The following is a 26,360-nucleotide window of genomic DNA, read 5'->3' on the forward strand; positions in this document are numbered from 1 at the left end:
GTGTATTTCCACTTAAATGCGTTCCATCTTGGGCAACCACACCCGGATCAGCGAGAACAGCCGGTCCAGGTCAATGGGCTTGGCCAGGTAATCGTTGGAGCCCGCCGCCAGGCAGCGCTCCTGATCGTCCTTCATGGCCTTGGCCGTAACCGCAATGATCGGCAACTTGCGCCAGCGCGGGTCCTGGCGGATCAACGCGGTCGCCTCGTAGCCGTCCATTTCCGGCATCATCACGTCCATCAGCACCAGGTCGATGTCCTCGACTTCATTGAGCCTCTCGATCGCCTCACGGCCGTTACGGCCGATCACCACAATCGCCCCCTTGTGTTCCAGGGCACTGGTGAGGGCAAAGATGTTGCGCACATCGTCGTCCACCAGCAGCACCTTGCGCCCCTCGAAGACCTTGTCGCGGCTGCGGGCGGTCTTGAGCATCTTCTGGCGTTCCTGGGACAGCTGGGATTCGACTTTGTGCAGAAAGAGTGTCACTTCATCCAGCAACCGTTCAGGTGAACGAGCGCCCTTGATGATGATCGAGCGCGAATACTTGCGCAGTTCCGCCTCTTCATCCCGGGTCAGGTTGCGCCCGGTGTAGACGATCACCGGCGGGAACGAGCAGATATCCTCGGTGGCCATGCGCTTGAGCAGCTCATTGCCGAGCATGTCCGGCAGCTTGAGGTCGATGATCATGCAGTCGTACACCGTGCTGCGCAGCAGGTCCAAGGCTTCCTGGGCGAAACCGACGGCGGTGATCTCGATATCATCGTCGCCGATCAGGCGGGCAATGCTGTCGCGCTGCAAGTCGTCGTCTTCCACCAGCAGGATGCGCTTGACCTTCTGCGTCAGCTTGGCCTCCAGGCGGGCAAACACGTCCTTGAGCTCTTCGCGGGTGGTGGGCTTGACCGCATAGCCGATGGCGCCCATGTGCATGGCGGCTTCCACGCGATCCTCGACGGAAATCACATGCACCGGGATATGCCGGGTCTCGGCGTGCTCCTTGAGGCGCTGCAATACGGTAAGCCCGGAGTGGTCCGGCAGGCGCATGTCCAGCAGGATCGCGTCGGGCAGGTACTGTTCGGCCAGGGTGTAGCCCTCGTCCGCGCCATGGGCCACCAGGCAGTGGTAACCCAGTTCATGGGCCAGGTCGAAGAGGATACGCGCAAAGTTCGGCTCGTCTTCCACCACCAGGATGCAACGGGTGGCGAACGGTGCCTGCTCGCGGTCGTCGGCAAAGCGCGGGATCAATGCGGCATCCGCCACCGGCAACGGCGAGACCTTCACCGGCGCCACGGGGGCCGGGGCCGCCACCACGGCCCGTGGATGCTCGACCGCCGGCGCGTCTTCATCACGCTCCACGTACTGCTCCGGCAGCACCAGGGTAAAGAGACTGCCCTGGCCCGGCTCACTGGTGACGCTGATGTAGCCGCCCAACAACGTGGCCAAGTCGCGGGAAATCGACAGGCCCAGGCCCGTACCGCCATAGCGGCGGTTGGTGGTGCCATCGGCCTGGCGGAAGGCCTCGAAGATGCTTTCTTGCTGGTCGGGCGCGATACCGATCCCGGAGTCGCGCACGGTAAAGGCAATGCCCTCCCCCGGCTGGCGGGAAATGGTCAGGCTGACCTGGCCCTTCTCGGTGAACTTGACGGCGTTGGACAGCAGGTTCTTGAGGATCTGCTCCAGGCGCTGGCGGTCGGTGAACAGCATCAGCGGCGCGCCGGCCTGCACCTCCACCTGGAAGCCCAGCTTGCGGTCGCTGGCCAACGGCTCGAACATGGCGCGCAAGCCCTCGGCCAGGCGCGCCACGCTGGTGTTCTCGGGGCGCATATCGAGCTTGCCGGCCTCGACCTTGGCGATATCCAGGATGTCATTGATCAGGTTGAGCAGATCGTTGCCCGCCGAATAGATCGACTCGGCAAACTTGACCTGTTCGGCGCTGAGGTTTTCCTCGGCGTTCTCCGCCAGCAACTTGGCCAGGATCAGCGAACTGTTGAGCGGCGTGCGCAGCTCGTGGGACATGTTGGCGAGGAATTCGGACTTGTACTTGCTGGAGCGCTGCAACTCATCGGCGCGGTCCTCCAGCTCGACCTGCACGCGGTTGAGTTCGACGTTCTTGCGGTCCATGGCGTCGCGCTGGTCGGCGAGGATCTGGGCCTGCTCGGCCAATTGCTCGTTGGTCTGCTCCAGCTCCGCCTGCTGGGTCTCCAGGTGCACCTGGGACTCCTTGAGGATGCGCGACTGTTCTTCCAGCTCCTCGTTGGCGGTCTTGAGCTCTTCCTGTTGCACTTGTAGTTCTTCATTAAGCTGCTGGGTCTCGGCCAGGACTTCCTGCAAGCGCTGGCGATAACGCGCCGCTTCGAAGGACGTGCCGATATTGCCGGCGATCAGCTCCAGCAGTTCCACATCGCGCTCATCCAGGGCGCGCAAGAAGCCCAGCTCGATCACCCCGTTGACCTGGTCGTCGTCACGGGTGGGCACGACCAGTACGCTGCGGGGCGCGCCAGTGCCCAGGCCGGAACTGACCTTGAAGTAGTCCACGGGTACATCATCCAGGCGAATCAAGCGCTGCTGCTGGGCGGCCTGGCCGACAATCCCCTCGTCGCGGTAGATCGCCTGCTCCTGCGCCTCCTGCTCCCGGGAGAAGCCGTACGCGGCCACACGCTTGAGGCCACCGTGCTCTTCGCGCACATACAGCGCAGCCACCACCGACCCCATGTACTGGGCACAGAACTGCAGGATATTGCGCCCCAACAGGTTCAGGGTCAGTTGCCCAAGCACCTGTTCGGCCAGTTCGGTCTGGCCATTGCGCAGCCAGGCCTGCTGTTCCAGGCGCTTGGCAATCTTCATTTGCGAGGCCAGGCTGGCGCTGTAACTGTCGGAAAGGACCAATAGATTCTTTCTGCCGGCATAGGCCAGGAAGCCACTGAGGCCCAGCACAAAAAGCAGGTAAAGCGTCACGCTCAAGACCGTGGTGCGGGTCACGTCTTCATTGCGCTCGAGGCGAAACTGTTGCTCCATCGCAATCGCCTGGTCGAACTCCTTGCGGATCTCGTCGGTCAGGCGCTTGCCACGCCCGGCCTTCACCGCGCCGCGGTAGTCGCCGTTGCTACGCTGCAGATCAATCATCGACTGGGCGTACGTGTTCCACTCCAGCTGCAACGACTCCAGGCGCTTGAGCCGATCCACTTGCTGGGGGTTGTCCGCCACCAACTCACGCAGGCTGCGCAAGTCGGAAATGATCCGCGGCTTGGCCACTTCGTAAGGGTCGAGGAAATGCTCGTCCCCCGTGATCAGGAAACCGCGCATGCCGGTTTCCAGGTCAACCGTCAGCTTCGAGGTTTCATTGAGGTTATTGATCACCCGGTCCGTGTGCTCCACCCACTGGATCACCGACAGCAGGTAGGTGATCAGGCACACGAAGAACACCGCGCTGAGCACACCCACCCCCAGTGGCAAGCCCACGTTGCGGCTCAGGAGTTTGCGGAAACTGTTTTCATCGACTGACGCAACGGGAGTCATGGGCGAGCCTTGGCCAAGTGCGGAAAAACCGGAAGTTTGCCCCAGAATCGTCGCCGAAGGCTATGTTTCTGACGTATTTCAACGACACACTCAGGACATTGCCCCTGATTCTCGGCACAATGCCCGCCCCCGTTTGGGGAACTTGCCGAGATCGACGCGACTCACTAGAGGATGGTCTTTCAATTGTTCAAGACCTGTACCTCCACTATCTGGGAACCCTCACTATGTCCGCTGCCTCCACCATCCTTGTAGTCGAAGACGACGCTATCGTGCGCATGTTGATCGTCGATGTGCTCGAAGAACTGGAGTTCAAGGTGCTTGAGGCTGAACATGCCGAAGCGGCGCTGATCTTCTTGCAAGACAGCGCCTGTGGGATCGACCTGATGATGACCGACTGGGGCTTGCCGGGCATGAATGGCAAGGACCTGGCGGAAAAAACCCGCACATTGCGCCCGGCCTTGCCCATCCTGCTTGCCAGTGGCTATGCCGAAAACATCGAACTGCCTGCGGGTGTGCAGATGATTGCCAAGCCGTTCTCCATCGATCAACTGCGCGATAAGGTCAAGACCATGCTGGGGAGCTGATCGCTCCTGCGGCACCCATCCAAAAACCGTGATTCCCCCCACATAAAGTCATTAATTCATCCGAATGACTAGCGAGTCTGAATTTAACTGCTAGGTTCAAACGACAAGTCCTACACGCTTTTCAAATAAGGACCACCGGCAGCCTTCAACAAGCGCTCTCGGGTCAGTGACCAAGGAACTGGGGAGTTGCCATGTCCACGCTACCACGAGCTCCGGCATTGCTGCTGGCCGCTTTACTGTTGCCCGCATTTTCTGCCGAGGCCGATAACGCCGAGACCGCCAACAAGAGTAACAACCCGCTCAACCTGGCACCGGGCGTCAACCTGCAGGATTACTACACCCCCAGGTTGTACGACACCCATGCCCATACCAATGACCTGCTGCTGCGCGGCGCGCTGCCCATTGCTCCCTCGGACTTTATCGGCGTGCCGCAGTTGCTGCGCGCCACCCTGCCCCTGAGTACCCGGCCCGATCCCCATCGCGGCTACAGCACCGGCATCGGCGACCTGAACCTGTTCGATATCTTCCTGCTCAAGACCGAGGGCGTGCAGTTGGGCATCGGCCCACAACTCACCGCACCCACTGCCGAGCACGACGAACTGGGCACCGGCAAATGGCAGGCCGGCCTGGCGGCCGTGGCCATCGACGCCTCGCCCCGTGGCCTGCTGGGCGCGCTGGTGCAGTACCAGAGCTCGTTCGCCGGCGACCGCGACCGCGCCCATGTGGAAAGCGCGACCCTGCAGCCCTTTATCATCCATAACCTGCCCAAGGGCTGGTACCTGCGCTCCACCGGCACCTGGACCTTCGACCTGAAGAACGACACCCACTACATCCCCATCGGCCTGGGTGCGGGCAAGGCGTGGAAAGCCGGCAGCAATATCCTCAACGCCTATGTCGAGCCCCAGTGGACAGTCGCGCGCAAAGGCGATGGTTTGCCGCAGTTCACCCTGTTCGCCGGGATCAATGTGACTTTCGGAAAATAACCACGGTGTTATGCAGACCCTGATTCACACTGCGGGCTTCAGCCAACTGGCCCTGCGGCCAGTGGGGTAACGCTTTAAAGGAAGGACGCACCCACATGATTGCAAAACCGACACGCCTGCTGTTGGCGAGCCTCTCGATACTGCTGAGTACCGGCGCCTGGGCGGACTTTACCGCCTCCCCCAGCGAAGCCCGGGCCATTGCCAAGGAAGCCTACCTGTATGGCTTCCCGGTGGTGGAAATGTACAAGACCCTCTACACCCAGGCGGTGGACAAGGGCGGCGCCAACTTCAAGGCGCCGTTCAACCACATCGGCAACACCGCCAAGGTGTTCACGCCCAAGGACACGGCCTTTGTCACGCCCAATTCGGACACGCCCTACTCCTTTGTCTGGCTGGACCTGCGCCGCGAGCCAATGGTGCTGACCCTGCCGAAAATCGAGGACAACCGCTATTACTCCGTGCAGTTGATCGACCTCTACACCCAGAACTTCGCCTACCTGGGCACCCGCAGCACCGGCAACAACGGCGGGCACTACATGGTCGCAGGGCCCGACTGGAAGGGTCAGCAACCGCTGGATGTGGACCGCGTGGTCTACAGCGAAAGCAACATTGCCTACGCCCTGTATCGCACCCAGTTGTTCGATGACAAGGACCTGGCCAAGGTCAAGCAGATCCAGGCCGGCTACAAGGTCCAGCCCCTGAGCGGCTACGTCAAACAGGCCGCGCCGGCCAAGGTGCCGAAGATCGAGTGGCCCAAGCCGGTCGCCGAGATGAGCGACAGCCCGCAGTTGTTCCGCTACCTGAACTTCATGCTGGCCTTCGCCGCCCCCCAGGCCAGTGAAAAAGAGCTGCTGGCACGCTTTGCCAAGATCGGTATCGCCCCTGGCGCGCCGTTCAAGGTCGCCCAGTTGAGCACCGAACAACGCAAGGCCCTGGAAGACGGGATCGCCGACGGCAAGGCCGAGTTTGCCAGGTTCAAGAAAGACAAGATCGACACCCATCAAGTGGCCAGCGGCGACCTGTTCGGCAGCCGCGATCACCTGCAAAACAACTACCTGTACCGCTACGCCGGTGCCGACATGGGGATTTTCGGCAACTCCACCGATGAGGCCGCCTACATGGGCTACTTCGTCGACAGCGAGGGCAAGCCGGCCAACGGCGCCAAGCACAGCTACACCTTGCACTTTGCCAAGGGCCAACTGCCACCCGCCGACGCGTTCTGGTCGCTGACCCTGTACAACGGCAAGAACAAGCTGTTGGTGGAGAACCACAAGAAACGCTACCTGATCAACTCGCGGATGCTGCCCCAGCTCAAGCTCGATGCCGATGGCGGCCTGACGCTCAAGGTCCAGCATCACGAGCCGCCCAAAACCGAACAAAGCAACTGGCTGCCGGCACCACCCGGCCCGTTCTATGCCGTACTGCGCATTTACCTGCCCAAGCCTGAGGTGGGTAACGGCCAGTGGAAACTGCCGGCGCTGACCCCGGTAAAATAATCGACCCGTCTCCCCTGATATCAGGCCGAGACAAGGAGTAGAGCCATGGCTTCACGCAGTCAACTGAGTGCATTCGCCGCCGCCACGCTGGCGCTGGTGCCAGGGATCAGTGTTGCGGACAATGCCAGGGATTGGCAGAACACCCCCACCGACCTGAATATGCTGTTCGGGTATTACAACCGGGTGGATACCAACACGCCCATCGACACTACGCTGCCCCTCGATGGCCTGTCGCTCAACGCCGATGTGTACCTGTTGCGCTACGCGCGCACGTTCGGCATCGACGGGCGCAACAGCGCTCTCCAGCTTATCCAGCCTTATGCCGATGTGTCGGCGTCCTTCGACAACGCACGCTTCTTCGATGGCACCAAACACAACGGCGGCATGGGCGATGCCCAGGTGGTGTTCGCCCATAACATCTTCGGCGGCCCGGCCCTCACGGCCGAGGAGTTCGCCAGTTGGCAACCCGAGACCTTCCTGACCGGCGCCGTATGGCTCACCGTGCCCACCGGCGACTATGACAAGGACCGCGTAATCAACATCGGCGCCAACCGCTGGGTGGTCAAGCCGGAACTGGGCTTCGGCACACCGTTCGGCCCCACGTGGCTGGAGATCAATACCTGGGTCTCGCTGTTTGGCGACAACGACGAGTACCACGGCAACAGCAAGCTGGAACAAAAACCGCTGTATGCCATCGAGGGTCACTACAGCTACACCATCAACCGCGCCCTCTGGGCGTCGCTGGATGCCACCTACAGCCGGGGCGGCGAAAGCAAGATCGACGGCATCTGGCAGGACAACAAACAGGAAAACGGCCTGCTGGGGGCGAGCCTGGGCTTTATGCTCACGCCGCAATTCGGTGGGCTGCTGGCCTATTCCGACACCATCGCCGAACGCCGCGGTTCGCCCGACGTGAACACCTGGACCTTGCGTATGCAATACGTCTGGTAGTTGCTTTTTCAGGTGTCGGTCATCGCCAATGGCGTGGTCGCCGCCCCAGGTGCTCCTTTGCCTCAAGGACGATTGTGATGACAGCACTCAACGATCTAAACGCCCTGCAAGCGAGCATCGCCGAAAGCGTGCTGGGCCAGGCCCCGGTTATCCGGCAGATCCTCCTGGGCCTGCTGGCCAACGGGCACTTGCTGCTGGAAAGCCTGCCCGGGCTGGCCAAGACCCGCACGGTCAAGGCCCTGGCCAGGCACCTGGACGCGAAGATGAGCCGGATTCAGTTCACCCCCGACCTGCTGCCGTCGGACATTACCGGCGCCGAGGTGCTGCACCAGGTAAACGGGCAGAACCAGATCCGCTTCCAGCCCGGCCCCTTGTTCGGCAACCTGATCCTCGCCGATGAAATCAACCGCGCCCCGGCCAAGGTCCAGGCCGCCCTGCTCGAAGCCATGGAAGAGCGGCAAATCACCGTGGCCGGCGCCAGCCACCCGCTGCCCGAGCTGTTTATCGTGGTCGCCACCCAGAACCCCATCGAACAGGAAGGCACCTACCCGCTGCCCGAAGCACAGATGGACCGCTTCGTGATGAAAATCCTCCTCGACTACCCCAGCGCCGACGATGAAAGCCAGGTGCTGCGCTTGCTGCGGGCCGAAGAACAGGCAGGCGACGCCCCTGTCACTCAGGGCTTCAACCTGGCCCAAGAAGTGATCTTCGCCGCCCGCCGGGAAGTCAGCGCCGTGCAGGTCGCGCCGGCCATCGACCGCTACCTGATCGACCTGATCAACGCCACCCGCCATCCCGGCGACTACGACCCGGACCTGGCGCGCTGGATCAGCCTGGGTGCCAGCCCCCGTGGCGGCATCGGCCTGGACCGTTGCGCACGTGCCGACGCCTGGTTGCAGGGCCAGGCCTTCGTGACCCCGGCCAATGTGCAAGCGGTGCTGCACCCGGTACTGCGCCACCGCCTGCAACTGAGCTACGACGCGGTGGCCGATGGGGTCAGTGCCGATCAGGTGCTCGACCGCCTGCTGGCCAAAGTAGCGATCCCGGCATGAACGCCGACGGCCTGGCCTACGTGGCCCTCGGGCAGTTGATGGCCCTGCAGTTCCAGGCACGGGGCTTGAGCTTTGTGGCGCGCCAACCCCGGGGCAGCCTCCTGGCGGGCAACCATGCCTCACGCCTGCGCGGACGCGGCCTGAACTTCGACGAGCTGCGGCGCTATCAGCCCGGCGACGACCTGCGCCACCTTGACTGGCGCGCCTCGCTGCGCACCGGCAAGCCGGTGGTGCGCGCCTTTACCGAAGAGCGCGACCGCCCGGCCTTGATCGTGGTCGATCAGCGCATGTCGATGTTCTTTGGCTCGGTACGCAGCTTCAAATCGGCGCTCGCCGCCGAACTGGCCGCGCTGGCCGCGTGGATGGTGTTCAATGCCGGCGACCGGGTCGGCGGCGTGGTGTTCAGCGATGAGCGCATCGACGCTGTAGCCCCGTTGCGCAGTCGCCAGCGGGTCGAGACCCTGTGCAGCCGCATCGTGCAACACAACCAGGCGCTCAACGCGCGCAACCCCGACCATGAAGGCGACGGGCAACTGGACAAGGTCTTGCAGCAGTGCCTGGCCCTGGCCGGGCATGACCATTTGATCTGCCTTGTCAGCGACTTTGCCGGCGCCGGGCCGCGCACCCTGCAACTGCTGCGCCAGCTGTCGGCCCATAACGATGTGCTCGCCCTGCAGGTCTACGATCCGCTGGCCCTCAACGTGCCCACACGCGGGCAACTGCGCGTGACCCAGGGCCAGTTGCAAGTGGAATTGGCCGTGCACAAACAACAGGTGCGCCAACCCCTGGGGGACTTTCTCGGTGGGCGCCTCAAGGATGTCGCCAGCCTGTTGCGGCGCAGCCAGGTGCCCGTGCTGATGTTCAGCAGCGCCCTGCCCGCCGCCGAGCAATTGCGCGCCGAACTGGGCAGGCGCCGTTGAACACCCAGGTGCCGAGCATCGAACAGCTGCAAGAGCTGGGCTTGCCCGCGCCCGTCAGCTACTGGCCGCAGACCTGGGGCTGGTGGCTGCTGCTCGGGCTGCTGGTCCTCGGCCTGCTGGTGTGGGCGGCCAGGGCCTGGCTGGCGTGGCGGCGCAATGCCTATCGCCGTGAGGCCCTGGCGCGCCTGGAGGCGCTGGAGGATCTACGGGAGCTGCCGGTATTGCTCAAGCGCGTGGCGCTGTCGATGCCCCTTACCCCCGAGGAACGGCAGCGCGTGCCGACCTTGAGTGGCGCCGACTGGCAAGCCTTCCTGCAACGCCATGGCGCTGCGCCGGTGCCGGCCGACCTTAGCCGGCAACTGGCCGAGCTGGCTTATGCCCCGGCCGACGCGCTGTCCGCCGAACAGCGCACCCGCCTGCTGGCCCACTGCCGAACCTGGGTGGAGGGGCATCATGTGGCAGCTTGATTACCCCTGGTGGTTGCTCCTGCTGCCCTTGCCCTGGCTGGCCTGGCATTACCTGCCCGCCTACCGCGAGGCCCGCAGCGCGGTGCGGGTGCCGTTTTTTGCCGGTATGAGCCGGGCGGTAGGCCAGGCCCCGGCAGGCAGCGACAGCCGCAGCAATCACCGGCAACTGCTGCTCAACCTGCTGGTCTGGGCCCTTCTGGTGCTGGCCGTGGCCCGCCCGGTGTGGGTGGAAAAACCCATCGAACGCCAACAGCCGGTGCGCGACCTGATGCTGGCCATCGATATTTCCCAATCCATGCAGACCCAGGACTTCACCGATGCCAACGGCCAGAAGACCGACCGCCTGGCCGCGGTCAAACAGGTGGTGCAGGGGTTTATCCAACGGCGCAAGGATGACCGCCTGGGCCTGATCCTGTTCGGCAGCGGCGCCTATCCCCAGGCCCCGCTGACCCTGGACCATGCCAGCCTGGCGCTGCTGCTCGATGACAGCGGCATCGGCATGGCCGGCCCCAACACCGCGATTGGCGATGCCATCGGCCTGAGCCTGAAGCTGCTGGACGCGGCCCACGAGCAGGAAAAAGTGCTGATCCTGCTCACCGACGGCAACGACACCAGCAGTGCGATCACCCCGGACCACGCCGCCAGCATGGCCGCGGCCAAAGGCGTAGTGATCCATACCATCGGCATTGGCGACCCCGGTGCGTCGGGCGAAGCCAAGGTCAACCTGGGCGCCTTGCAGCAGATTGCCCAGGCCACCGGCGGACGCTATTGGCGCGCAGAAAACCGCGACACCCTGGAACAGGTCTACACCACCCTCGACCAGCTCACGCCCCATCAAGTGCAGACCTTGAGCCACCAGCCCAAGCGCGATCTGTTCTGGCTGCCGTTGACTGCCGCCCTGGGCCTGTTCGCCGTGTATCACCTGATCGCCGCCGCCTGGTCGTACCGTCCCCAACGGGAGGTGCCCGATGGCGTTCAACCTCAATGACTTGCACTTCCTGCGCCCGGCCTGGCTGTTGCTGGCGCTGGTCGGCGTGCTGCTGCCCCTGCTCTGGCGGCGCAACCGCGACCTGCAACGCCGCCTGCGCGGCACTATCGCCCCGCACCTGTTGCCGCACCTGCTGCTCACGCCCAGCGATCCCCAGCGCCTGCGCCCGGTGCATCTGGCCAGTGCGTTGCTAGTGCTCGGCGCCCTCGCCGCTGCCGGGCCGACCTGGGAGCAGGATCGGCCGGACTTCCTGGAAAACCGTGCGCCGTTGATCATTGCCCTCGACCTGTCCCCGTCCATGGACAACATCGACGTGCCGCCCACCCGCCTGGAAGCGGCCAAGCACAAGGTGCATGACCTGGTTGCGCGGCGCAAAGGCGCAAGAACCGCACTGATCGTGTACGCCGGCAGCGCGCACCTGGTGTTGCCGCCCACCGATGACCCGGCATTGCTGGACAGCTTTATCCAGGCCCTCGGCAGTGACCTGATCACCCGGCCAGGCAAGGATGTGGCCGGGGTGATCGAGCAAGCCAGGCGCCTGCTGGACGCGGAAAAGTCGCCGGGCACCCTACTGCTGCTCAGCGACGGCGCCGACCTCACCCAACTGCCCCGGCTCAAGCCCCTCTTGGCCGACAGCCCGCTGCAAGTGCTGGTACTGGCGGTAGGCAGCAACCCCGGTAGTTTTGACGCGCCCGCCCTCAAGCAACTGGCTGGCGCCACCGACGCGCCGCTGGGCAGCCTGACCCTCAATGACGACGATCTGGACTGGGTGCAATTGCATGCCCAACAGCACTTCCAGGCGAGCGATGAACAACAGCGCGCCCTGCAATGGCAAGACGCTGGCTACTGGCTGTGCTGGCCACTATTGCTGGTGGCGCTGTTGGGCGTGCGCCGCGGCTGGAGCCTGAACTGGGCCGCCGTGGTGATGCTGGGCCTGTTCCTGCAACCGGCGCAGGTTAAGGCCAATGGGTTGGTCGATGCGTTTCTCAGCACCGATCAACAAGGGCGCTGGGCCTTCGAGCACCACCACTACCCCGCCGCCGCCCGCCTGTTTATCGACCCGTACTGGAAGGGCATCGCCGCCTATAACGCTGCCGACTATGACCTGGCCCTGGCCACTTTCGCCCAACTCGACAGCGCGCAGGCGGCGTTCTACCTGGGCAATATCCAGGTGCGTCGCTTCAAGTTCGACCAGGCCATCAGCGCCTACCAGCAAGCCTTGCAGCGCCAGCCACAGTTCCCCGAGGCCCGCGCCAACCTGGCCTTGGCCATGGCCCTGAAACAAGACACCGAAAGCGCCGCCGCCAACGCGCCCGAGGTCAAGCCCGATGCGATCCAGTTCGACAAGACGCCCGGCAAGGGCCAAACCAAGGCGGTGCAGACCGAACAGGCCAGCAATGACGCCCTGTGGTTGCAGAACCTGAGCACCTCGCCGGCCAACTTCCTGCGGCGCAAATTCAGCCTGCAAGACCAGGGGGGTGCCCATGAATAAGCATGCCCTGCTCTGCCTGCTGTTCTGCGCGCCGCTGTGGGCCGGCGAGCCGCAACTCAAGGTGCTGGTGCAACTGCTACCGGGCCCGGCGGTGCGGGTGGGCGAGCAGGCACAGTTGCAGGTGGATGTACTGACCGACACCTGGTTCACCGCCGCCGTCAGCCTGCCCGCCCTGCAACTGCCGGGGGCGCGGGTCGAGGCGCCGGGGGGCGAGGCCGAGCACCTGACCCAGGTGATCGACGGCCAGACCTTCTATGGCATGCGCTATCGCTACCGCATCACCCCCAGCGTGGCGCAGGATTTCAGCGTGCCGTCCCTGGCCATCCGCGCGCAGCCCGGCCAGGCCAGCGCGCCCCTGACCGCCCATAGCACGCCACTGGCGTTCAAGGCCACGCGGCCACCCGGTTTTGCCCCCGGTGAACCGTTGCTGGTGGCCGAAGGGCTGCGCCTGAGCCAGAGCCTCAGCACGTCGGCCACACCGTTGAAAGTGGGCGACAGCCTGACCCGCACCCTCACCTTGCAGGCCGACAACACCCCGGCGCTGTCATTGCCGGCGCCGCTGCAGGTGGCGATTGCAGGCTTGCGCGCTTACCCGCAGACGCCCGCCATCGGCAACCTGGACGACGGGCGCGGCACGGTCACTGGCGGCCAGCGCGTGGATCGCTGGGTGTACCGGGTCGAACAGGGCGGCCATTACCAACTGCCGGCCATCCGCGTGAAGTGGTGGGACAGCCGCAACCAGCGCCTGCAAGTGGCGCAACTGCCCGCCATTAGCGTCGAGGCCCTGGCCAGCAGCGACTACCGCCCGACCTTTTCCATCGCCCAGGACCTCAAGGACCTCGGCCAGCACACACGCTGGCAACTGTCCCGGCACGCCCTGGCCTGGAGCGCGACGCTGGTGCTGCTGGCATTGGCCGGCTACCTGGGCCGCCAGTGGTGGCCACGGTTGCTGCCACTGTGGCGACATGCCTGGGCCACAGTGCGCCGGGTCTGTCGTCAACTACGCTTGCAACCACTCAACCCTCGCCGTGAAAAGGATTTCCCATGACCTCTGTGCGCCGCACCCTGCCCCTGCTGCTGGGCCTGAGCTTTGCGGCATTGGCCGCCGACCCATTGCCGTCGTGGCATGAAGGCCCGAGCAAACAGCACATCATGGAATTCGTCCAGGCCGTGACCACCGAAGGCTCAACGGACTACGTCAAACCCGCCGAGCGCATCGCCGTGTTCGACAACGACGGCACCCTGTGGACCGAGCAACCGGCCTACTTCCAAGTGCTGTTCGCCTTCGATGAAATCAAACGCCTGGCGCCCCAGCACCCGCAATGGAAAACCACCCAGCCGTTCCAGGCCGTGCTGGAAAACGACCACCAGGCCCTGGCCCAGAGCGGCATGGACGGCCTGCTGAAAATCATCGGCGCGACCCATACCGGGATCAGCACCGAGACCTTTATCGCCAATGCCAAGGCCTGGCTGACCCAGGCCCGCCATCCCAAAACCGGCAAGCCCTACACCGAGATGATCTACCAGCCGATGCTGGAAATGCTCGACTACCTGCGCAGCCAGCAATTCAAGACCTACATCGTGTCCGGTGGCGATACCGCATTTATGCGGGCCTTTGCCGAAGTGGTCTATGGCGTGCCGCCGGAACAGGTGATCGGCAGCACCTTCGTCACCCGGTTCCAGATCAGCGACGGCACGCCGCAGCTCCTGCGCACGGCCAAGCTGGCCCATAACGACGACGGCCCGGGCAAGCCGGAAAGCATTGATGCGGTGATTGGCCGGCGGCCAATCCTGGCGTTCGGCAACTCCGACGGCGACTTGCAGATGCTGCAATGGACGGCGGCAGGTGCAGGCAAACGTTTTATGGGCCTGGTGCACCACACCGATGCCACCCGCGAGTGGGCCTATGACCGCCACTCCCAGGTCGGGCGCCTGGACAAGGCCCTCGATGAAGCCAGGACAAAGGGTTGGAACGTGGTTGATATGGCGGCCGATTGGCGGCGTATCTACCCGTTCGAGCCGGTTGTGCAAAAGCAGGTGCAGTAAGCAAAGACGTCGCGATGGACTGTAGTAAACGTTGGTCGCAGCAGTGCGACTCAAGCCGATATAGGAGCAGGTCTTATGACTCGCATAGGCAAGTGGCTACCGAAACTGGCCCTGGTGGCGGTTTCAGTGATGGGGGGCGGGGCAACAGCCCTGGCCGCCGAAAAACCGAATATCCTGGTGATATTCGGCGATGACATCGGGCAAACCAATATCAGCGCCTATTCCATGGGCGTGGTGGGCTACAAGACGCCGAACATCGACCGTATCGCCAAGGAAGGCATGATATTCACCGACTATTATGCGGAGAACAGCTGCACCGCCGGGCGCTCATCCTTTATCACCGGCCAGACGCCGTTGCGCACGGGCTTGTCCAAGGTCGGCATCCCCGGTGCAGCGGTGGGCTTGCAGAAACGCGACATCACGATTGCCCAGGCGCTCAAGTCCCTGGGTTACTCCACCGGGCAATTTGGCAAAAACCACCTGGGCGACCGCGATGAGTACCTGCCCACCAACCATGGCTTTGACGAGTTCTTCGGTAACCTGTACCACCTCAATGCCGAAGAGGAACCGGAACGCCCGTACTGGCCCAAGGACGACGCCGCCTTCGTCAAGGCCAACACCCCGCGCGGGGTGATCCACAGCTTTGCCGACGGCAAGATCGAAGACACCGGTGCCTTGACCACCAAGCGCATGGAAACCATCGACGACGAAACCACTGCCGCCGCCCAGGCGTTCATCAAGAAACAGGCCGAGGCCGACAAGCCGTTCTTCGTCTGGATGAACACCACGCGCATGCACGTGTTCACCCACGTACGCGACTCGATGAAGGGCCAGAGCGGCATGCCCGGCAACGAGTACGCCGATGGCATGCTGGAGCACGACGGTGACGTCGGCAAACTCTTGCAGACCCTCGACGACTTGAAAATCGCCGACAACACCATCGTGGTCTACACCTCCGATAACGGGCCGAACCAGTTCTCGTGGCCGGACGCGGCGACCACGCCGTTTCGCAACGAGAAGAACTCCAACTGGGAAGGCGCCTACCGGGTGCCGGCGATCATTCGCTGGCCGGGCAAGATCAAGGGCGGTGAGGTCTCCAACGAGATGGTCTCGGGCATGGACTGGTTCCCGACCCTGCTGGCGGCGGCCGGTGACACCGAGGTCAAGGATAAGCTGCTCAAAGGCTGGGCTCCGGTGGCGGGCGGCGCCAACTTCAAGGTGCACCTGGACGGTTTCAACCAACTGCCGTACCTGACCGGCCAGCAACCCAAGGGCGCACGCAACGAGTTCTACTACTTCAACGATGACGGGGTGCTGGTGTCGATGCGCTTCGACAACTGGAAAGTGGTGTTCTGCGAGCAGCGCCAGCCGGGTGGTTTCCGGGTCTGGAGCGAGCCGTTCGTATGCCTGCGGGTGCCGAAGATCCTCAACTTGCGCATGGACCCGTACGAGCGGGCGGACGTGGTGTCTGACCAGTATTACGACTGGAGCACCAAGAACGTGTACCTGGCGGGCGTCGCGGTGACCAAGTCGGCGGCCTTCCTCGAAACCTTCATCGATTACCCACCCAGCCAGAAACCGGCGAGCTTCAGCATCGACCAGATTCGCGCAGCGGTGGATGCGAAGATTGCCGAGAAAATGAAGGCGGCTCCGGCGCAATAAAAAGTGGGAGCGGGCTTGCCCGCGATGGCAGTGGATCAGCCACCTAATACATTGACTGACACTCCGCTATCGCGGGCAAGCCCTAATGCCAGTCAGTTAAGCCTTTTTGTAGGAGCGAGCTTGCTCGCGAAGAACTTGAGAGCGCCGCGTTTACCTAGCAAACACGCGTTATCGTTGACGTCCTTCGCGAGCAAGCTCGCTCCTACAGAAAGCAGAATCCGCTTAACTGACTGGCATTAGGGCAAGCCCGCTCCCACACAAGCCTGCCCCACACCAAACCCAGTTTTCACCTGGCCTCTTCGCCAGTTCTGCAATGGTTGTTCCCTTTGAACAAGGCAATCTGCAATGTCTTCACGCACAGCCAGCCAACCCCTGGCCCAACTCCAGGCCTCTACCCTTCTGATCCCCGCCCTGCTGCTGTTTATCTCCGGCAGCGCCGCCCTGGTGTACCAGGTGCTCTGGATCAAGCAGCTGTCACTGGTGGTCGGGGTCGAGGTCTATGCCATCACCACCGGGATCAGTGCTTTCTTTGCCGGGCTGGCCCTGGGTAGCTGGCTGTTTGGTCGCTGGGCCGATCGGCTCGCCCGGCCACTGCTGCTGTACGCGGTCTTGGAAATACTGGTCGCCGTGCTCGGGGTCAGCGCCACGCTGGCCCTGGGCATGGCCGCCAGCCCGTTTGCCTGGCTGGAACAACGCATCGGCCTGTTGGCCTGGCTCCTGCCCTTCGCCCTGGTGGGCCTGCCTGCGCTGTTGATGGGCGGCACGCTGCCGGTGCTGGTGCGCGCCCTCAACGTCGATGCCAAGGACCTGGGCCAGGCCGGCGGCCGGCTGTATGCGGCCAACACCGCCGGGGCCATCGTCGGCACCCTGCTCACGGCCTTTGTGCTGATCGCCACCTTTGGCGTGCGCGGCAGTGCCCTGGTGGCCGCCCTGCTCAACCTGCTCGCCGCCGTCGGCGCCTTGTTGTACGTGCGCCATCGTGCAACGTCGCTCAGCGTTCCGTCCAAGACCCGGCCGGCCCGCCTGGCGCTGGTGCTGTACGCCATCGCCGGTGGCGTGGCCCTGGGTTACGAAGTGGTCTGGTCGCAGTCTATCGTGCAGTTCATGAGTACCCGTACCTATGCCTTTGCCGTGGTGCTGGCGACTTACCTGGCCGGGCTGTTTATCGGCAGCCAACTGATGGCGCGCCGGGTCGCACGCCTTCGCGATCCCTGGGGCGTCTTCGGCCTGCTGATCGCCGGGGCCGGGCTGGTGGCGCTGCTGGAAATCGCCCTGCTGGGCCGGTGGCTGGTGCTGTTGCAAACCCAGGCCGAAGCGCTGGTACTGAGCCTGGGTGGCAGCCAATTGCCGGGCATGAGCGCACGCTTTGCCATGGCCGCCCTGTGCATTGTGTTTGTGCCCACCCTGTTGCTCGGCGCGGCGTTTCCCCTGGCGCTGCGCCTGAGTGTGGGCGGCGCGCAGGTAGGCCGGGAGGTGGGCGCGGTGGTGGCGTTCAACACCCTGGGTGGGATTGTCGGGGTGATGCTCTGCGGCTTTGTGCTGATCCCCTGGCTCGGCCTGGTGCGCACCCTGGGTCTGCTGGCGGTGATTGCCGGCGTAGTGGGTTACATCGCGGTGCGCCGTGGCCATGGGGTAAAAAAAGGCCGGCGCCAGGCGGTGGCGGCCCTCGGCCTGCTGTCATTGGCCGTGGCCCTGCTGACCCCGGTCGAGCGCCTGGCCAACCTGCTGCCCGGCGCACGCAATGCCAGCCTGGCGTTCTACCAGGAAGGCCGTGGCGCGACGGTCGCGGTGGTCACCCAGGGCCAGGGCGCACGGGCCTTTCAGCGCCTGTATATCCAGGGCGTGTCCAACACCGGCGATGCCATGCCGTCCCTGCGCTATATGCGTATCCAGGCCCTGCTGCCGTTGCTGATCCATAACGCCGAGCCCCGTTCGGCGCTGGTGATCGGCTTTGGCACCGGCATTACCGCCGGCGCGCTGTTGCGTTATCCGGGGCTGGAACACCGGGTGGTCGCCGAGTTGCTGCCCGCCGTGGTGCAGGCGGCGCCGCTGTTCAAGGGCAACTACAACGCCGCCAGCGATCCCGGGGTGCAGGTGCGCTTGCGCGACGGGCGCCAGGAACTGCTGCGCAGCCCCCAGGCCTATGACCTGATCACCCTGGAACCGCCACCGCCCTCCGCCGCCGGCGTGGTCAACCTGTATTCGCGCGACTTCTACCAACTGGCCGCACAGCGCCTGGAAAAACACGGTCTGCTGGCGCAGTGGCTGCCGCTGCCGACGCAGAACATCGAAGACTCGCAGTCACTGGTGCGCAGCTTCCTCGATGTGTTCCCGTACGCCACGCTGTGGACCAGCGAGTTCCACGAGATGCTGTTGGTGGGCTCCATGGAGCCGATCGAGCTGGACGCCGCGCGTATTCGCCAGCGCTTCGAGCAAGCCCCGGTACGCAGCGCCCTGGCCGAGGTCGGCATTGATTCGGCGCCGACCCTGTTGGCGACCTGGGTCACCGATCGCAATGGGCTGCTGCGTTTTGCCGGGCAGGCCCTGGCCGTCACCGATGACCAGCCGCGCATCGAATATGCGCCGTGGGTGCGCAGCCAGGAGATCAAGCGGGTGTTGCCGGCCTTGCTCGACTTGCGGGTGCCGGCGCCGTTGCTGAATGCCGATGCGGCCTTCTTGCGGACCCTGGATGCCGAGCAGCAACGCCTGATGCAGTTCTACCGCGCCAGCCTGCACGCCTATGACGGTGATCGGGCAGCCTGGGGCCGGGATATCCGGCAGGTGTTGCAGGGGGATGGGGCCAATCCGTATTACCGGTGGTTTGTCGGGGATTGACTAAACCGGCATACCATCAGCCTATTGGTGTGGCGAGCGGGTTTGCCCACTCGCCACAATCACAACAAGCCTGCGCGCGTTATTTGGCCTTGAACTTGGCGTAGGACTGATGCAAATCCGCCGCCCAGCCATCGATCACACCCTTCACATCCGAGGCTTTCATCACCTGGCTGTCATTGTCCAGGGGCTTGCCGGTGCCTTTGCGCACAACCTGGGCAATCACCCGCCCAGTGTCGCCATCGAGAAACTGCGCCTCGGTGCCCAGGGTGGTTTCCTGGTCGCGAATCCCGGTGCCGGTACTCACCGCAGCGGCCACCAGGGCCACCGGGATGTACTCATAGGGCTTGAGGCTTTCGGTCTTGCGGCTGACTGCGGTGATCGCCGCCCGGACCACAATCACGCCCGGGCCCGGGGCGTTGGCCAATGGCAGGGACTTGACCAGCTCACGCTTGAGCGCCTGGTTGTAGTACTCGTTGATGCTACGCAAGGTGTCTTCGGGGATTTGCGCCGTGGCCTGGGGCTTGGGGAAGAATTGGGTCGGTTCGATATACACCGAGGTATAGCGGTTCAGATTCAGCTTGGGATCGACCCAGCGCATCACCTCTGCGCCCGATGGCGACTTGGCTTCCTTCAAGTGACTGTAGTCCGAAAGAAACCCGGAATACTCGTCCGGCTGGGGGACTTTACTTGCACAGCCAGTCACCCCGAGTGAGGCAATACACAGCGTGCTGATCATTAGCCCTAGCTTCATTGGTGCGACTCCTTGGTATTTATCATCAAGACGTGAATTAACAGGTATAGCCAACTCGGGAAAAATAGCCTATTGGCACACTACTCGTGTGCTTTTTTTGTACCTCGATTGACATATACCGTGCCGGCGTCAAAGCTGCACCTAGCTTAAGCACGCCTTAGTGCGTCAATGCCCCAGGACATCGGAAGCCGCATGCCCAAGCCTAACAACAAAAACGCAGCCCACCGTGACTCACCCAATCGTTACCTATACCCCTTGCTGATTGCCGTTTTGCTGCTGGCCATGCTCGGGATCTGGCTGTTTCTCCAGGCCAGTACGCCCACCCCGCAGTTATTGACCCCCACGCCGGTGGCCACGGTGGCCAAGCCGGTAGCGATGCCGCCGGCGCAGCTCGTGGACGAGCAACAATGCCAGGCCTGCCATCAGCCCCAGGCCCAGGACTGGCAAGGTTCTCATCATCAGTTGGCCATGCAGCAGGCGACGCCTGAAACCGTGCCGGCCGACTTCAACCATGCGTCGTTCAAAGGCGAAGGCGAAACCACCCGCTTTTTTCGCCGGGGCCATGAGTTCTGGGTCAATACCCCGGGGGCCGATGGCAAGCCTGGAGACTTCAAGGTCGCCTACACCTTCGGCATCACGCCCTTGCAGCAGTACTTGATCGAGGTCGGCGACGGGCGCTTGCAGGCCCTGGGCGTGGCCTGGGATACCGAAAAAAACCGCTGGTTTCACCTCTACCCCGGCCAAGGCGTGAACTTCAAGAACCCACTGCATTGGAGCCAACCCAACCAGAACGCCAACTTCATGTGCGTGGAGTGCCACACCACCGGCTACCAGCGCAATTTCGATGCCGTCAACAACCGCTTCGACAGCCAGTGGAACAGCCTCGGCGTCGGCTGCCAGGCCTGCCATGGCCCGGCGTCGAACCATGTGCAATGGGCGGCGAAAAAGGGTGACCTGCTGCATGCCGGCTTTGCCGTGGACTTGAAGGACAAGGACTCCACCGTCGAACTCGAAACCTGCGCCCGCTGCCATGCGCGCCGGGCACCGTTGGGCGATGGCTATCGCGTGGGCAAGCGCCTGATGGACGACTACCTGCCCAGCGTCCTGACCCGCGAGTTGTATACCCTGGACGGCAAGATCAAGGACGAGGTGTTTGAACACGGCGCCTTCGCCCAGAGCAAGATGGCCGACAAGGGCGTGCGCTGCACCGACTGCCACAACCCCCATAGCAACCAGTTGAAGGCCCCCGGCAATGGCGTCTGCCTGCAATGCCACAACACGGCGGGCAAGGCCGCTGTGGCCTCGGTCGATGGCCGGGGCCTGCAGGCCAAGAACTACGAGGCGCCAGAACACACGCGCCATGTCGCCGGGCAACCCGGGTCGTTTTGCGTCGATTGCCATATGCCCGGCAAGTTTTACATGGGCAATGACTTTCGCCATGACCACAGCTTCAGCATTCCCAACCCCGAGCGCGCCGCCAGGCTCGGCACCCCGGACGCCTGCCTGACCTGCCACCAAGGCAAGGCCGGCGACAAGATCACCGCGCAATTCAAACTGTGGGACCACAGCCAGGCGCTCCAGGCCCCCCGCTACGACGAAAGCCTGGCACTGATTCGCGGTGGCCAGCCGGGGGCGGCGCAGGCGCTGTATGAGCAGTTGGCGCGCAATAACCTGCCGGCTATCCAACGCGCCACGCTGCTGGTCGAGCTGCCCAACTACCCCAGCGAACAGGCGTTGAAGCTGGCAACCAAGGACCTGGGCCACCCTGCCCCGCAGGTGCGCGAGAGTGCGCTACGGGCGGTCAGCGCCTTCCTGCCACCCGCCGAACGCGTGGCGCTGTATGGCCCCTTGCTCAAGGACCCGGTGCGTGCGGTGCGCATCCTTGCCGCGCGGGATCTGCTCAGCGTCGCGGCCCAAGGCCTGGGCCCGGCCTGGGAACAGGCCATCGATGAATACGAAAACGTGCAACTCAGCCTGCAGGAACGCGCCGAAGCCAACCTCAACCTGGCCATGCTGTACCAGGCCAGCGGTCGCGCCGCTCAGGTCGAAGCCCAACTGCGCACGGCACTGCTGCGCGACCCGGACTTCTACCCGGCGCTGGTGACCCTCGCCCAGTGGCTGGAAGCCAACGGCCGGCGCGAAGAAGCCGGCCGCCTGTTGGCCGATCGCCTCAAGCAACACCCTGAGGCGGCGCTGCTGCAACATACCCAGGGGTTGATGCTGATTCGCCAGGGCAACACCCCGTCAGCGCTGACGCACCTGCGCGAGGCCGCCCGCCTGGAACCGGACAACGGGCAGTACAGTTTTGTGCTGGCGGTGGCGTTGCATGACGGTGGCCAGGTCGACAAGGCCTGCCAGCAACTGGAAGCCTTGCTGCAACGCCAGCCCTATAACCGCAATGCACGGTTGTCGCTGATCCAGTACTACCTGGAGAACGGCCAGGAACCGAAGGCGCAGCAGGTGATGCAGAGCTGGAAAAAACTCAACCCCACCGACCCGGCCTTGAAATAACAACGCGCCGGCGGCAGGCAGAGGGCTACCGCCGGCGAAACAACGGCCGCGGCTCAATCACCGAGCGGCCATAGCTCACACTCATGCCCGCCAGGCCCTTGAGCGCCTCGGCGGCCGAGCGGTCCTCGCGCACGGCGAACCCATCGAAACCACACTGGCGCATATGGCTCAGTTGGTCGCGCAGCACATCCCCCACCGCCCGCAACTCCCCCTGCCAGCCCATGCGGGTGCGCAACAGATAGGCCTGGCTGTAGGCGCGGCCATCGCGAAAGCTGGGGAAATCCAGGGCAATCAGCGGCAATGCATCCAGCCACGGTCGCAGGTGTTCCACGTCATCATCCGGGCCGAGCCACACCGCGTCCTGTGGTGGGTCTGGTGCAATGCGCCGGCTCAGCCACAGCGCCAGCGGCAGAATCAGCGCGCCCTCGGGCAGCGGCCCTTCGGCATCGCGCACCAGGGTCCAAGGGTCATCGTGCTTGATCGCCGCCACGCCCTGCTCCAGGCTCAATAGGTTGTTCATACCGGCTGCACCACGCTGCCATACACCCGCTCCTTGAACGGCTCCAGGCCAATGCGTTGCACGGTGTCGATAAAGGGTTCGTCGCTTTCCCGGTAGCGCACGTAGGTGGCGATCAGGCGTGAGATCACATCCGGGATCTGTGCGGCACTGAACGAGGGGCCAATCACCTTGCCCAGCGCGCTGGCCTTGCCCTGCGCACCGCCCAGGGTGATCTGGTACCACTCGCTGCCGTTTTTATCGACGCCCAGGATGCCGATATTGCCGATGTGATGATGCCCGCAGGCATTGATGCAGCCAGAGATATTCAGGCTGATATCGCCCAGGTCATGCAGGTAGTCGAGGTTGTCGAAACGCTGCTGGATCGCCTGGGCGATGGGGATCGACTTGGCATTGGCCAGGGCACAGAAGTCGCCGCCGGGGCAGGCGATGATATCGGTCAGCAAGCCGATATTGGCGCTGCCCAGCCCCTGCTCACAGGCCAGGGTCCACAAGGCATGCAGCCGCGCCTTGGGCACATCCGGCAGCACGATATTCTGTTCGTGGGCGATGCGGATTTCACCGAAGCCGAACTGTTCGGCCCACTGGGCCACGGCATCCATCTGCTCGGCCGTCACGTCCCCCGGCGGCGCGGCAATCCCCGGCTTGGTGGACAGCACCACACTGGTATAGCCCGGCACTTTGTGCGGCTGCACATTGCGGGTTACCCAGCGGGCGAAGGCCGGGCTGTCGGCCATGTGCGTGCCAAAGTCCAGGTCGGTATCGGGCAATGCCTGATAGTCCGGTGGCACAAAGGCTGCGGCCACGCGCTGGTACTCGTCCTCGGTCAGTTGCGCCGGGCCATCGCGCAGGTGCTGCCACTCCTCCTCCACTTCCCGGGAAAACGCCTCGATGCCCAGGGCCTTGACCAGGATCTTGATCCGCGCCTTGTACTTGTTGTCGCGCCGGCCATGGCGGTTGTACACGCGCAATACCGCCTCGACATACGACAGCAGGTGCTGCCAGGGCAAGCCGTCGCGAATCTGCAAGCCCAGGATCGGCGTGCGCCCCAGGCCACCGCCCACCAGCACGCGCAACAGCATCTGGCCGTCGGCGTCCTGATAAAGATAAAGGCCGATGTCATGCATCATGATCGCCGCCCGATCCTGGCGCGCCGAGCAGATGGCGATCTTGAACTTGCGCGGCAAAAACAGGAACTCGGGGTTGATGGTTGACCATTGCCGCAGGATTTCTGCCAGCGGGCGCGGGTCCAGCAACTCGTCGGCGGCCACCCCGGCAAAGGCTTCGGTGGTGATGTTGCGCACACAGTTGCCCGAGGTCTGGATCGCATGCATGTCGACTTCGGCCAGGCGCTGGAGGATGTCGGGCACCTGCTGCAACTCGATCCAGTTGAACTGCATGTTCTGCCGGGTGGTGAAGTGGCCGTAGCCGCGATCGTAATCCCGGGCAATGCTCGCCAGGGTGCGCAGTTGCTGCGCACCGAGGGTGCCGTAGGGGATCGCCACCCGCAGCATATAGGCATGTTTTTGCAGGTACAGGCCGTTTTGCAGGCGCAGCGGCAGGAATTCTTCTTCGCTCAAGTCGCCAGCGACAAACCGTTCGACCTGGTCACGGAACTGCGCCACACGCTCGAAGACCAGGGCCCGGTCGTACTCATCGTACCGATACATCTCGCTACCTCATCATGGCTGACCGCGCTCGACGGCAGCGGTTTCTATGGGGGCGACTATGCACCTACAGCTCAAGACGTCACAGATTCAGCTAAAAACTAAAAAACCATATCAGCCATGGAATACCCCATGTTTTAAGGGATAAATTCTGATCCGTATTAATGTAGTTTTTCTGAGCCTGTTTTGTTTTTCATGGATTTCCTACAGTGCCCGGGACTTGAAACCATGGAAGACTGACCATGAGCACAGCATCAACCGGGCAGGCCTATAACTACAAGGTCGTCCGTCAATTCGTCATCGCCACCGTGGTATGGGGCGTCATCGGCATGGCCATGGGCGTGTGGATCGCCTCGCAACTGGTGTGGCCGGACATGAACCTGGACCTGCCCTGGACCACCTTCGGCCGGTTGCGACCGCTGCACACCAGCCTGGTGATCTTCGGTTTTGCCGGCAGCGCGCAATTTGCCGCCAGCTACTACGCGGTACAGCGCACCTGCCAGGTGCGCCTGTACTCCGACTGGCTCGCCGCCTTTACGTTCTGGGGTTGGCAATCGGTGATCGTGGTCATGCTGGTCACCCTGCCCCTGGGCTACACCACCACCAAGGAATACGCCGAGATCGAGTTCTCCGGCGCGGTGTGGATGACTGTGGTGTGGGTGGCCTACGCCATCGTGTTCTTCACCACCGTGGTGCAGCGCAAGACCCAGCATATCTATGTAGGCAACTGGTTCTTCGGCGCGTTTATCGTGGTGATCGCCATGTTGCACGTGGTCAACCACCTGTCGATCCCGGTGGACTGGTTCAAGTCCTATCCAGTGTATTCCGGGGCGACCGACGCCATGGTGCAGTGGTGGTACGGGCATAACGCGGTAGGGTTCTTCCTGACCACCGGGTTCCTGGGGATGATGTATTACTTCGTGCCCAAGCAGGTCGGGCGGCCGGTGTATTCCTATCGCCTGTCCATCGTGCACTTCTGGGCGCTGATCACCCTGTATATCTGGGCCGGCCCCCACCACTTGCACTACACCGCGCTGCCGGACTGGGCGCAATCGCTGGGCATGGCCATGTCGCTGATCCTGCTGGCGCCCAGCTGGGGCGGGATGATCAACGGCATGATGACCCTGTCGGGCGCCTGGCATAAATTGCGCACCGACCCGATCCTGCGGTTCCTGGTGCTGTCGTTGGCGTTCTACGGCATGTCGACCTTTGAAGGGCCGATGATGGCGATCAAGACGGTCAACGCCTTGTCCCACTACACCGACTGGACCATCGGCCACGTCCACGCCGGCGCCCTGGGCTGGGTGGCGATGATCACCTTTGGCTCGCTGTACCACATGATCCCGAAAATCTTCGGCCGCGAGCAGATGTACAGCGTACCGCTGATCAACCTGCACTTCTGGCTGGCCACCATCGGCACGGTGCTGTACATCGCCTCGATGTGGGTCAACGGCATCACCCAGGGCCTGATGTGGCGGGCGATCAACGATGACGGCACCCTCACCTACTCGTTTGTCGAAGCCTTGCAGGCCAGCCACCCGGGGTTTGTGGTGCGGTTTGCCGGTGGGGTGTTCTTCCTCGGCGGCATGCTGCTGATGGCCTACAACACCTGGCGCACCGTGCGGGTGGCCGACTTGAAGGTGGCGCAACGTGATGCGCAGATCGCCTGATGTGGGAGGTCATTTTTAACCTGGTGGCGGTGATCTGCCTGTATGGCGCCGTGGAATACTGCCTGCGGGACCAGTCTGGAGCAGAGCTGGATGAGGCGAGCCTGATTCCGTTTGCCGACGACCCGGAGGTGGCGCGGCGGGTGGAGTTGGCGACGGGCAAGCCGGTCAAGTCGGTGGCGCCTGAAGAGGCCAAGCCGGGTTGGGGTAATGTAGAGGTCTGAAGGTAAGTGTTGGGCTTGTGTGGGAGTGGGCTTG

Annotated in this window: 20 protein-coding genes; 16 read left to right on the forward strand and 4 right to left on the reverse strand. The window is 63.5% G+C overall.

Annotated elements, in window-relative coordinates:
- Window positions 1–12: 12 nt before the first annotated feature.
- Complete coding sequence (locus tag AO268_RS13590; protein ID WP_099168972.1) at window positions 13–3,513, reverse strand: response regulator; 3,501 nt, start codon at window positions 3,511–3,513, stop codon at window positions 13–15.
- A gap of 224 nt (window positions 3,514–3,737) precedes the next feature.
- Here AO268_RS13590 and AO268_RS13595 point away from each other — a divergent pair, with 224 nt between their 5' ends.
- From AO268_RS13595 to AO268_RS13655, 13 genes are all read left to right on the forward strand, one after another.
- Complete coding sequence (locus AO268_RS13595; protein WP_099168973.1) at window positions 3,738–4,097, forward strand: response regulator; 360 nt, start codon at window positions 3,738–3,740, stop codon at window positions 4,095–4,097.
- A gap of 191 nt (window positions 4,098–4,288) precedes the next feature.
- Window positions 4,289–5,080, forward strand: coding sequence for a hypothetical protein (locus AO268_RS13600; RefSeq protein ID WP_099168974.1), 792 nt, complete (start codon window positions 4,289–4,291; stop codon window positions 5,078–5,080).
- A 95-nt stretch (window positions 5,081–5,175) separates the two neighbouring features.
- Complete coding sequence (locus AO268_RS13605; RefSeq protein ID WP_099168975.1) at window positions 5,176–6,576, forward strand: DUF1254 domain-containing protein; 1,401 nt, start codon at window positions 5,176–5,178, stop codon at window positions 6,574–6,576.
- Between the two features lie 45 nt (window positions 6,577–6,621).
- The gene (locus AO268_RS13610; RefSeq protein ID WP_076960833.1) at window positions 6,622–7,527 is read left to right on the forward strand and encodes a transporter; all 906 of its coding nucleotides are present in this window, start codon (window positions 6,622–6,624) and stop codon (window positions 7,525–7,527) included.
- A 77-nt stretch (window positions 7,528–7,604) separates the two neighbouring features.
- A complete protein-coding gene (locus AO268_RS13615; protein WP_099168976.1) occupies window positions 7,605–8,579 on the forward strand; it encodes an AAA family ATPase in 975 nt (324 codons plus the stop codon).
- Entirely contained in the window at window positions 8,576–9,499 is a 924-nt protein-coding gene (locus tag AO268_RS13620; protein ID WP_099168977.1) for a DUF58 domain-containing protein, read from the forward strand. Before AO268_RS13615 ends, AO268_RS13620 begins: the two co-directional genes overlap by 4 nt.
- Complete coding sequence (locus AO268_RS13625; RefSeq protein ID WP_076960830.1) at window positions 9,496–9,966, forward strand: DUF4381 domain-containing protein; 471 nt, start codon at window positions 9,496–9,498, stop codon at window positions 9,964–9,966. The genes AO268_RS13620 and AO268_RS13625 overlap by 4 nt, the downstream gene beginning before the upstream one ends.
- Window positions 9,953–10,954: a vWA domain-containing protein gene (locus AO268_RS13630; protein WP_099168978.1), complete on the forward strand. Its 1,002-nt coding sequence runs from the start codon at window positions 9,953–9,955 to the stop codon at window positions 10,952–10,954. Before AO268_RS13625 ends, AO268_RS13630 begins: the two co-directional genes overlap by 14 nt.
- Entirely contained in the window at window positions 10,935–12,446 is a 1,512-nt protein-coding gene (locus AO268_RS13635; protein WP_099168979.1) for a VWA domain-containing protein, read from the forward strand. Before AO268_RS13630 ends, AO268_RS13635 begins: the two co-directional genes overlap by 20 nt.
- Window positions 12,439–13,494: a BatD family protein gene (locus AO268_RS13640; RefSeq protein WP_099168980.1), complete on the forward strand. Its 1,056-nt coding sequence runs from the start codon at window positions 12,439–12,441 to the stop codon at window positions 13,492–13,494. Before AO268_RS13635 ends, AO268_RS13640 begins: the two co-directional genes overlap by 8 nt.
- Window positions 13,491–14,492 carry an HAD family hydrolase gene (locus AO268_RS13645; protein WP_099168981.1) on the forward strand — a complete coding sequence of 334 codons (1,002 nt, stop codon included), beginning with the start codon at window positions 13,491–13,493 and terminating at the stop codon, window positions 14,490–14,492. Before AO268_RS13640 ends, AO268_RS13645 begins: the two co-directional genes overlap by 4 nt.
- Window positions 14,493–14,567: 75 nt before the next feature.
- Window positions 14,568–16,154, forward strand: a complete 1,587-nt coding sequence (locus AO268_RS13650) for an arylsulfatase (protein WP_099168982.1) — start codon at window positions 14,568–14,570, stop codon at window positions 16,152–16,154.
- 345 nt (window positions 16,155–16,499) lie between these two features.
- A complete protein-coding gene (locus tag AO268_RS13655; RefSeq protein WP_099168983.1) occupies window positions 16,500–18,989 on the forward strand; it encodes a fused MFS/spermidine synthase in 2,490 nt (829 codons plus the stop codon).
- A 79-nt stretch (window positions 18,990–19,068) separates the two neighbouring features.
- Here AO268_RS13655 and AO268_RS13660 read toward each other — a convergent pair whose 3' ends face one another.
- On the reverse strand, window positions 19,069–19,740 hold the full coding sequence (locus AO268_RS13660) for a DUF3313 domain-containing protein (protein ID WP_099168984.1): 672 nt from the start codon (window positions 19,738–19,740) through the stop codon (window positions 19,069–19,071).
- 192 nt (window positions 19,741–19,932) lie between these two features.
- Between AO268_RS13660 and AO268_RS13665 the strand changes: the two genes are divergently transcribed.
- Window positions 19,933–22,251: a tetratricopeptide repeat protein gene (locus AO268_RS13665; RefSeq protein ID WP_099168985.1), complete on the forward strand. Its 2,319-nt coding sequence runs from the start codon at window positions 19,933–19,935 to the stop codon at window positions 22,249–22,251.
- Between the two features lie 25 nt (window positions 22,252–22,276).
- Here the strand turns inward: AO268_RS13665 and AO268_RS13670 are convergent, their stop codons facing one another.
- Together AO268_RS13670 and AO268_RS13675 are read right to left on the reverse strand one after the other, a co-directional pair.
- Complete coding sequence (locus AO268_RS13670) at window positions 22,277–22,771, reverse strand: DUF934 domain-containing protein (RefSeq protein ID WP_099168986.1); 495 nt, start codon at window positions 22,769–22,771, stop codon at window positions 22,277–22,279.
- Window positions 22,768–24,438 carry a nitrite/sulfite reductase gene (locus tag AO268_RS13675; RefSeq protein WP_076960820.1) on the reverse strand — a complete coding sequence of 557 codons (1,671 nt, stop codon included), beginning with the start codon at window positions 24,436–24,438 and terminating at the stop codon, window positions 22,768–22,770. The genes AO268_RS13670 and AO268_RS13675 overlap by 4 nt, the downstream gene beginning before the upstream one ends.
- Before the next feature lie 239 nt (window positions 24,439–24,677).
- Between AO268_RS13675 and ccoN the strand changes: the two genes are divergently transcribed.
- On the forward strand, window positions 24,678–26,105 hold the full coding sequence (gene ccoN, locus AO268_RS13680; protein ID WP_076960819.1) for a cytochrome-c oxidase, cbb3-type subunit I: 1,428 nt from the start codon (window positions 24,678–24,680) through the stop codon (window positions 26,103–26,105).
- Window positions 26,105–26,326 (forward strand): cbb3-type cytochrome c oxidase subunit 3, encoded by a 222-nt coding sequence (locus AO268_RS13685; RefSeq protein ID WP_076960818.1) that lies wholly within the window; start codon window positions 26,105–26,107, stop codon window positions 26,324–26,326. The genes ccoN and AO268_RS13685 overlap by 1 nt, the downstream gene beginning before the upstream one ends.
- Window positions 26,327–26,360 lie beyond the last annotated feature (34 nt).

The sequence above is a fragment of the Pseudomonas sp. ICMP 8385 genome (genome assembly GCF_002699915.1).
GTDB lineage: Bacteria > Pseudomonadota > Gammaproteobacteria > Pseudomonadales > Pseudomonadaceae > Aquipseudomonas > Aquipseudomonas gessardii.

Coding starts and splice junctions, on each gene's coding strand:
- AO268_RS13590 (WP_099168972.1), bottom strand. CDS start 3,513: ATGACTCCCGTTGCGTCAGTCGATGAAAACAGTTTCCGCAAACTCCTG.
- AO268_RS13595 (WP_099168973.1), top strand. CDS start 3,738: ATGTCCGCTGCCTCCACCATCCTTGTAGTCGAAGACGACGCTATCGTG.
- AO268_RS13600 (WP_099168974.1), top strand. CDS start 4,289: ATGTCCACGCTACCACGAGCTCCGGCATTGCTGCTGGCCGCTTTACTG.
- AO268_RS13605 (WP_099168975.1), top strand. CDS start 5,176: ATGATTGCAAAACCGACACGCCTGCTGTTGGCGAGCCTCTCGATACTG.
- AO268_RS13610 (WP_076960833.1), top strand. CDS start 6,622: ATGGCTTCACGCAGTCAACTGAGTGCATTCGCCGCCGCCACGCTGGCG.
- AO268_RS13615 (WP_099168976.1), top strand. CDS start 7,605: ATGACAGCACTCAACGATCTAAACGCCCTGCAAGCGAGCATCGCCGAA.
- AO268_RS13620 (WP_099168977.1), top strand. CDS start 8,576: ATGAACGCCGACGGCCTGGCCTACGTGGCCCTCGGGCAGTTGATGGCC.
- AO268_RS13630 (WP_099168978.1), top strand. CDS start 9,953: ATGTGGCAGCTTGATTACCCCTGGTGGTTGCTCCTGCTGCCCTTGCCC.
- AO268_RS13635 (WP_099168979.1), top strand. CDS start 10,935: ATGGCGTTCAACCTCAATGACTTGCACTTCCTGCGCCCGGCCTGGCTG.
- AO268_RS13640 (WP_099168980.1), top strand. CDS start 12,439: ATGAATAAGCATGCCCTGCTCTGCCTGCTGTTCTGCGCGCCGCTGTGG.
- AO268_RS13645 (WP_099168981.1), top strand. CDS start 13,491: ATGACCTCTGTGCGCCGCACCCTGCCCCTGCTGCTGGGCCTGAGCTTT.
- AO268_RS13650 (WP_099168982.1), top strand. CDS start 14,568: ATGACTCGCATAGGCAAGTGGCTACCGAAACTGGCCCTGGTGGCGGTT.
- AO268_RS13655 (WP_099168983.1), top strand. CDS start 16,500: ATGTCTTCACGCACAGCCAGCCAACCCCTGGCCCAACTCCAGGCCTCT.
- AO268_RS13660 (WP_099168984.1), bottom strand. CDS start 19,740: ATGAAGCTAGGGCTAATGATCAGCACGCTGTGTATTGCCTCACTCGGG.
- AO268_RS13665 (WP_099168985.1), top strand. CDS start 19,933: ATGCCCAAGCCTAACAACAAAAACGCAGCCCACCGTGACTCACCCAAT.
- AO268_RS13670 (WP_099168986.1), bottom strand. CDS start 22,771: ATGAACAACCTATTGAGCCTGGAGCAGGGCGTGGCGGCGATCAAGCAC.
- AO268_RS13675 (WP_076960820.1), bottom strand. CDS start 24,438: ATGTATCGGTACGATGAGTACGACCGGGCCCTGGTCTTCGAGCGTGTG.
- ccoN (WP_076960819.1), top strand. CDS start 24,678: ATGAGCACAGCATCAACCGGGCAGGCCTATAACTACAAGGTCGTCCGT.
- AO268_RS13685 (WP_076960818.1), top strand. CDS start 26,105: ATGTGGGAGGTCATTTTTAACCTGGTGGCGGTGATCTGCCTGTATGGC.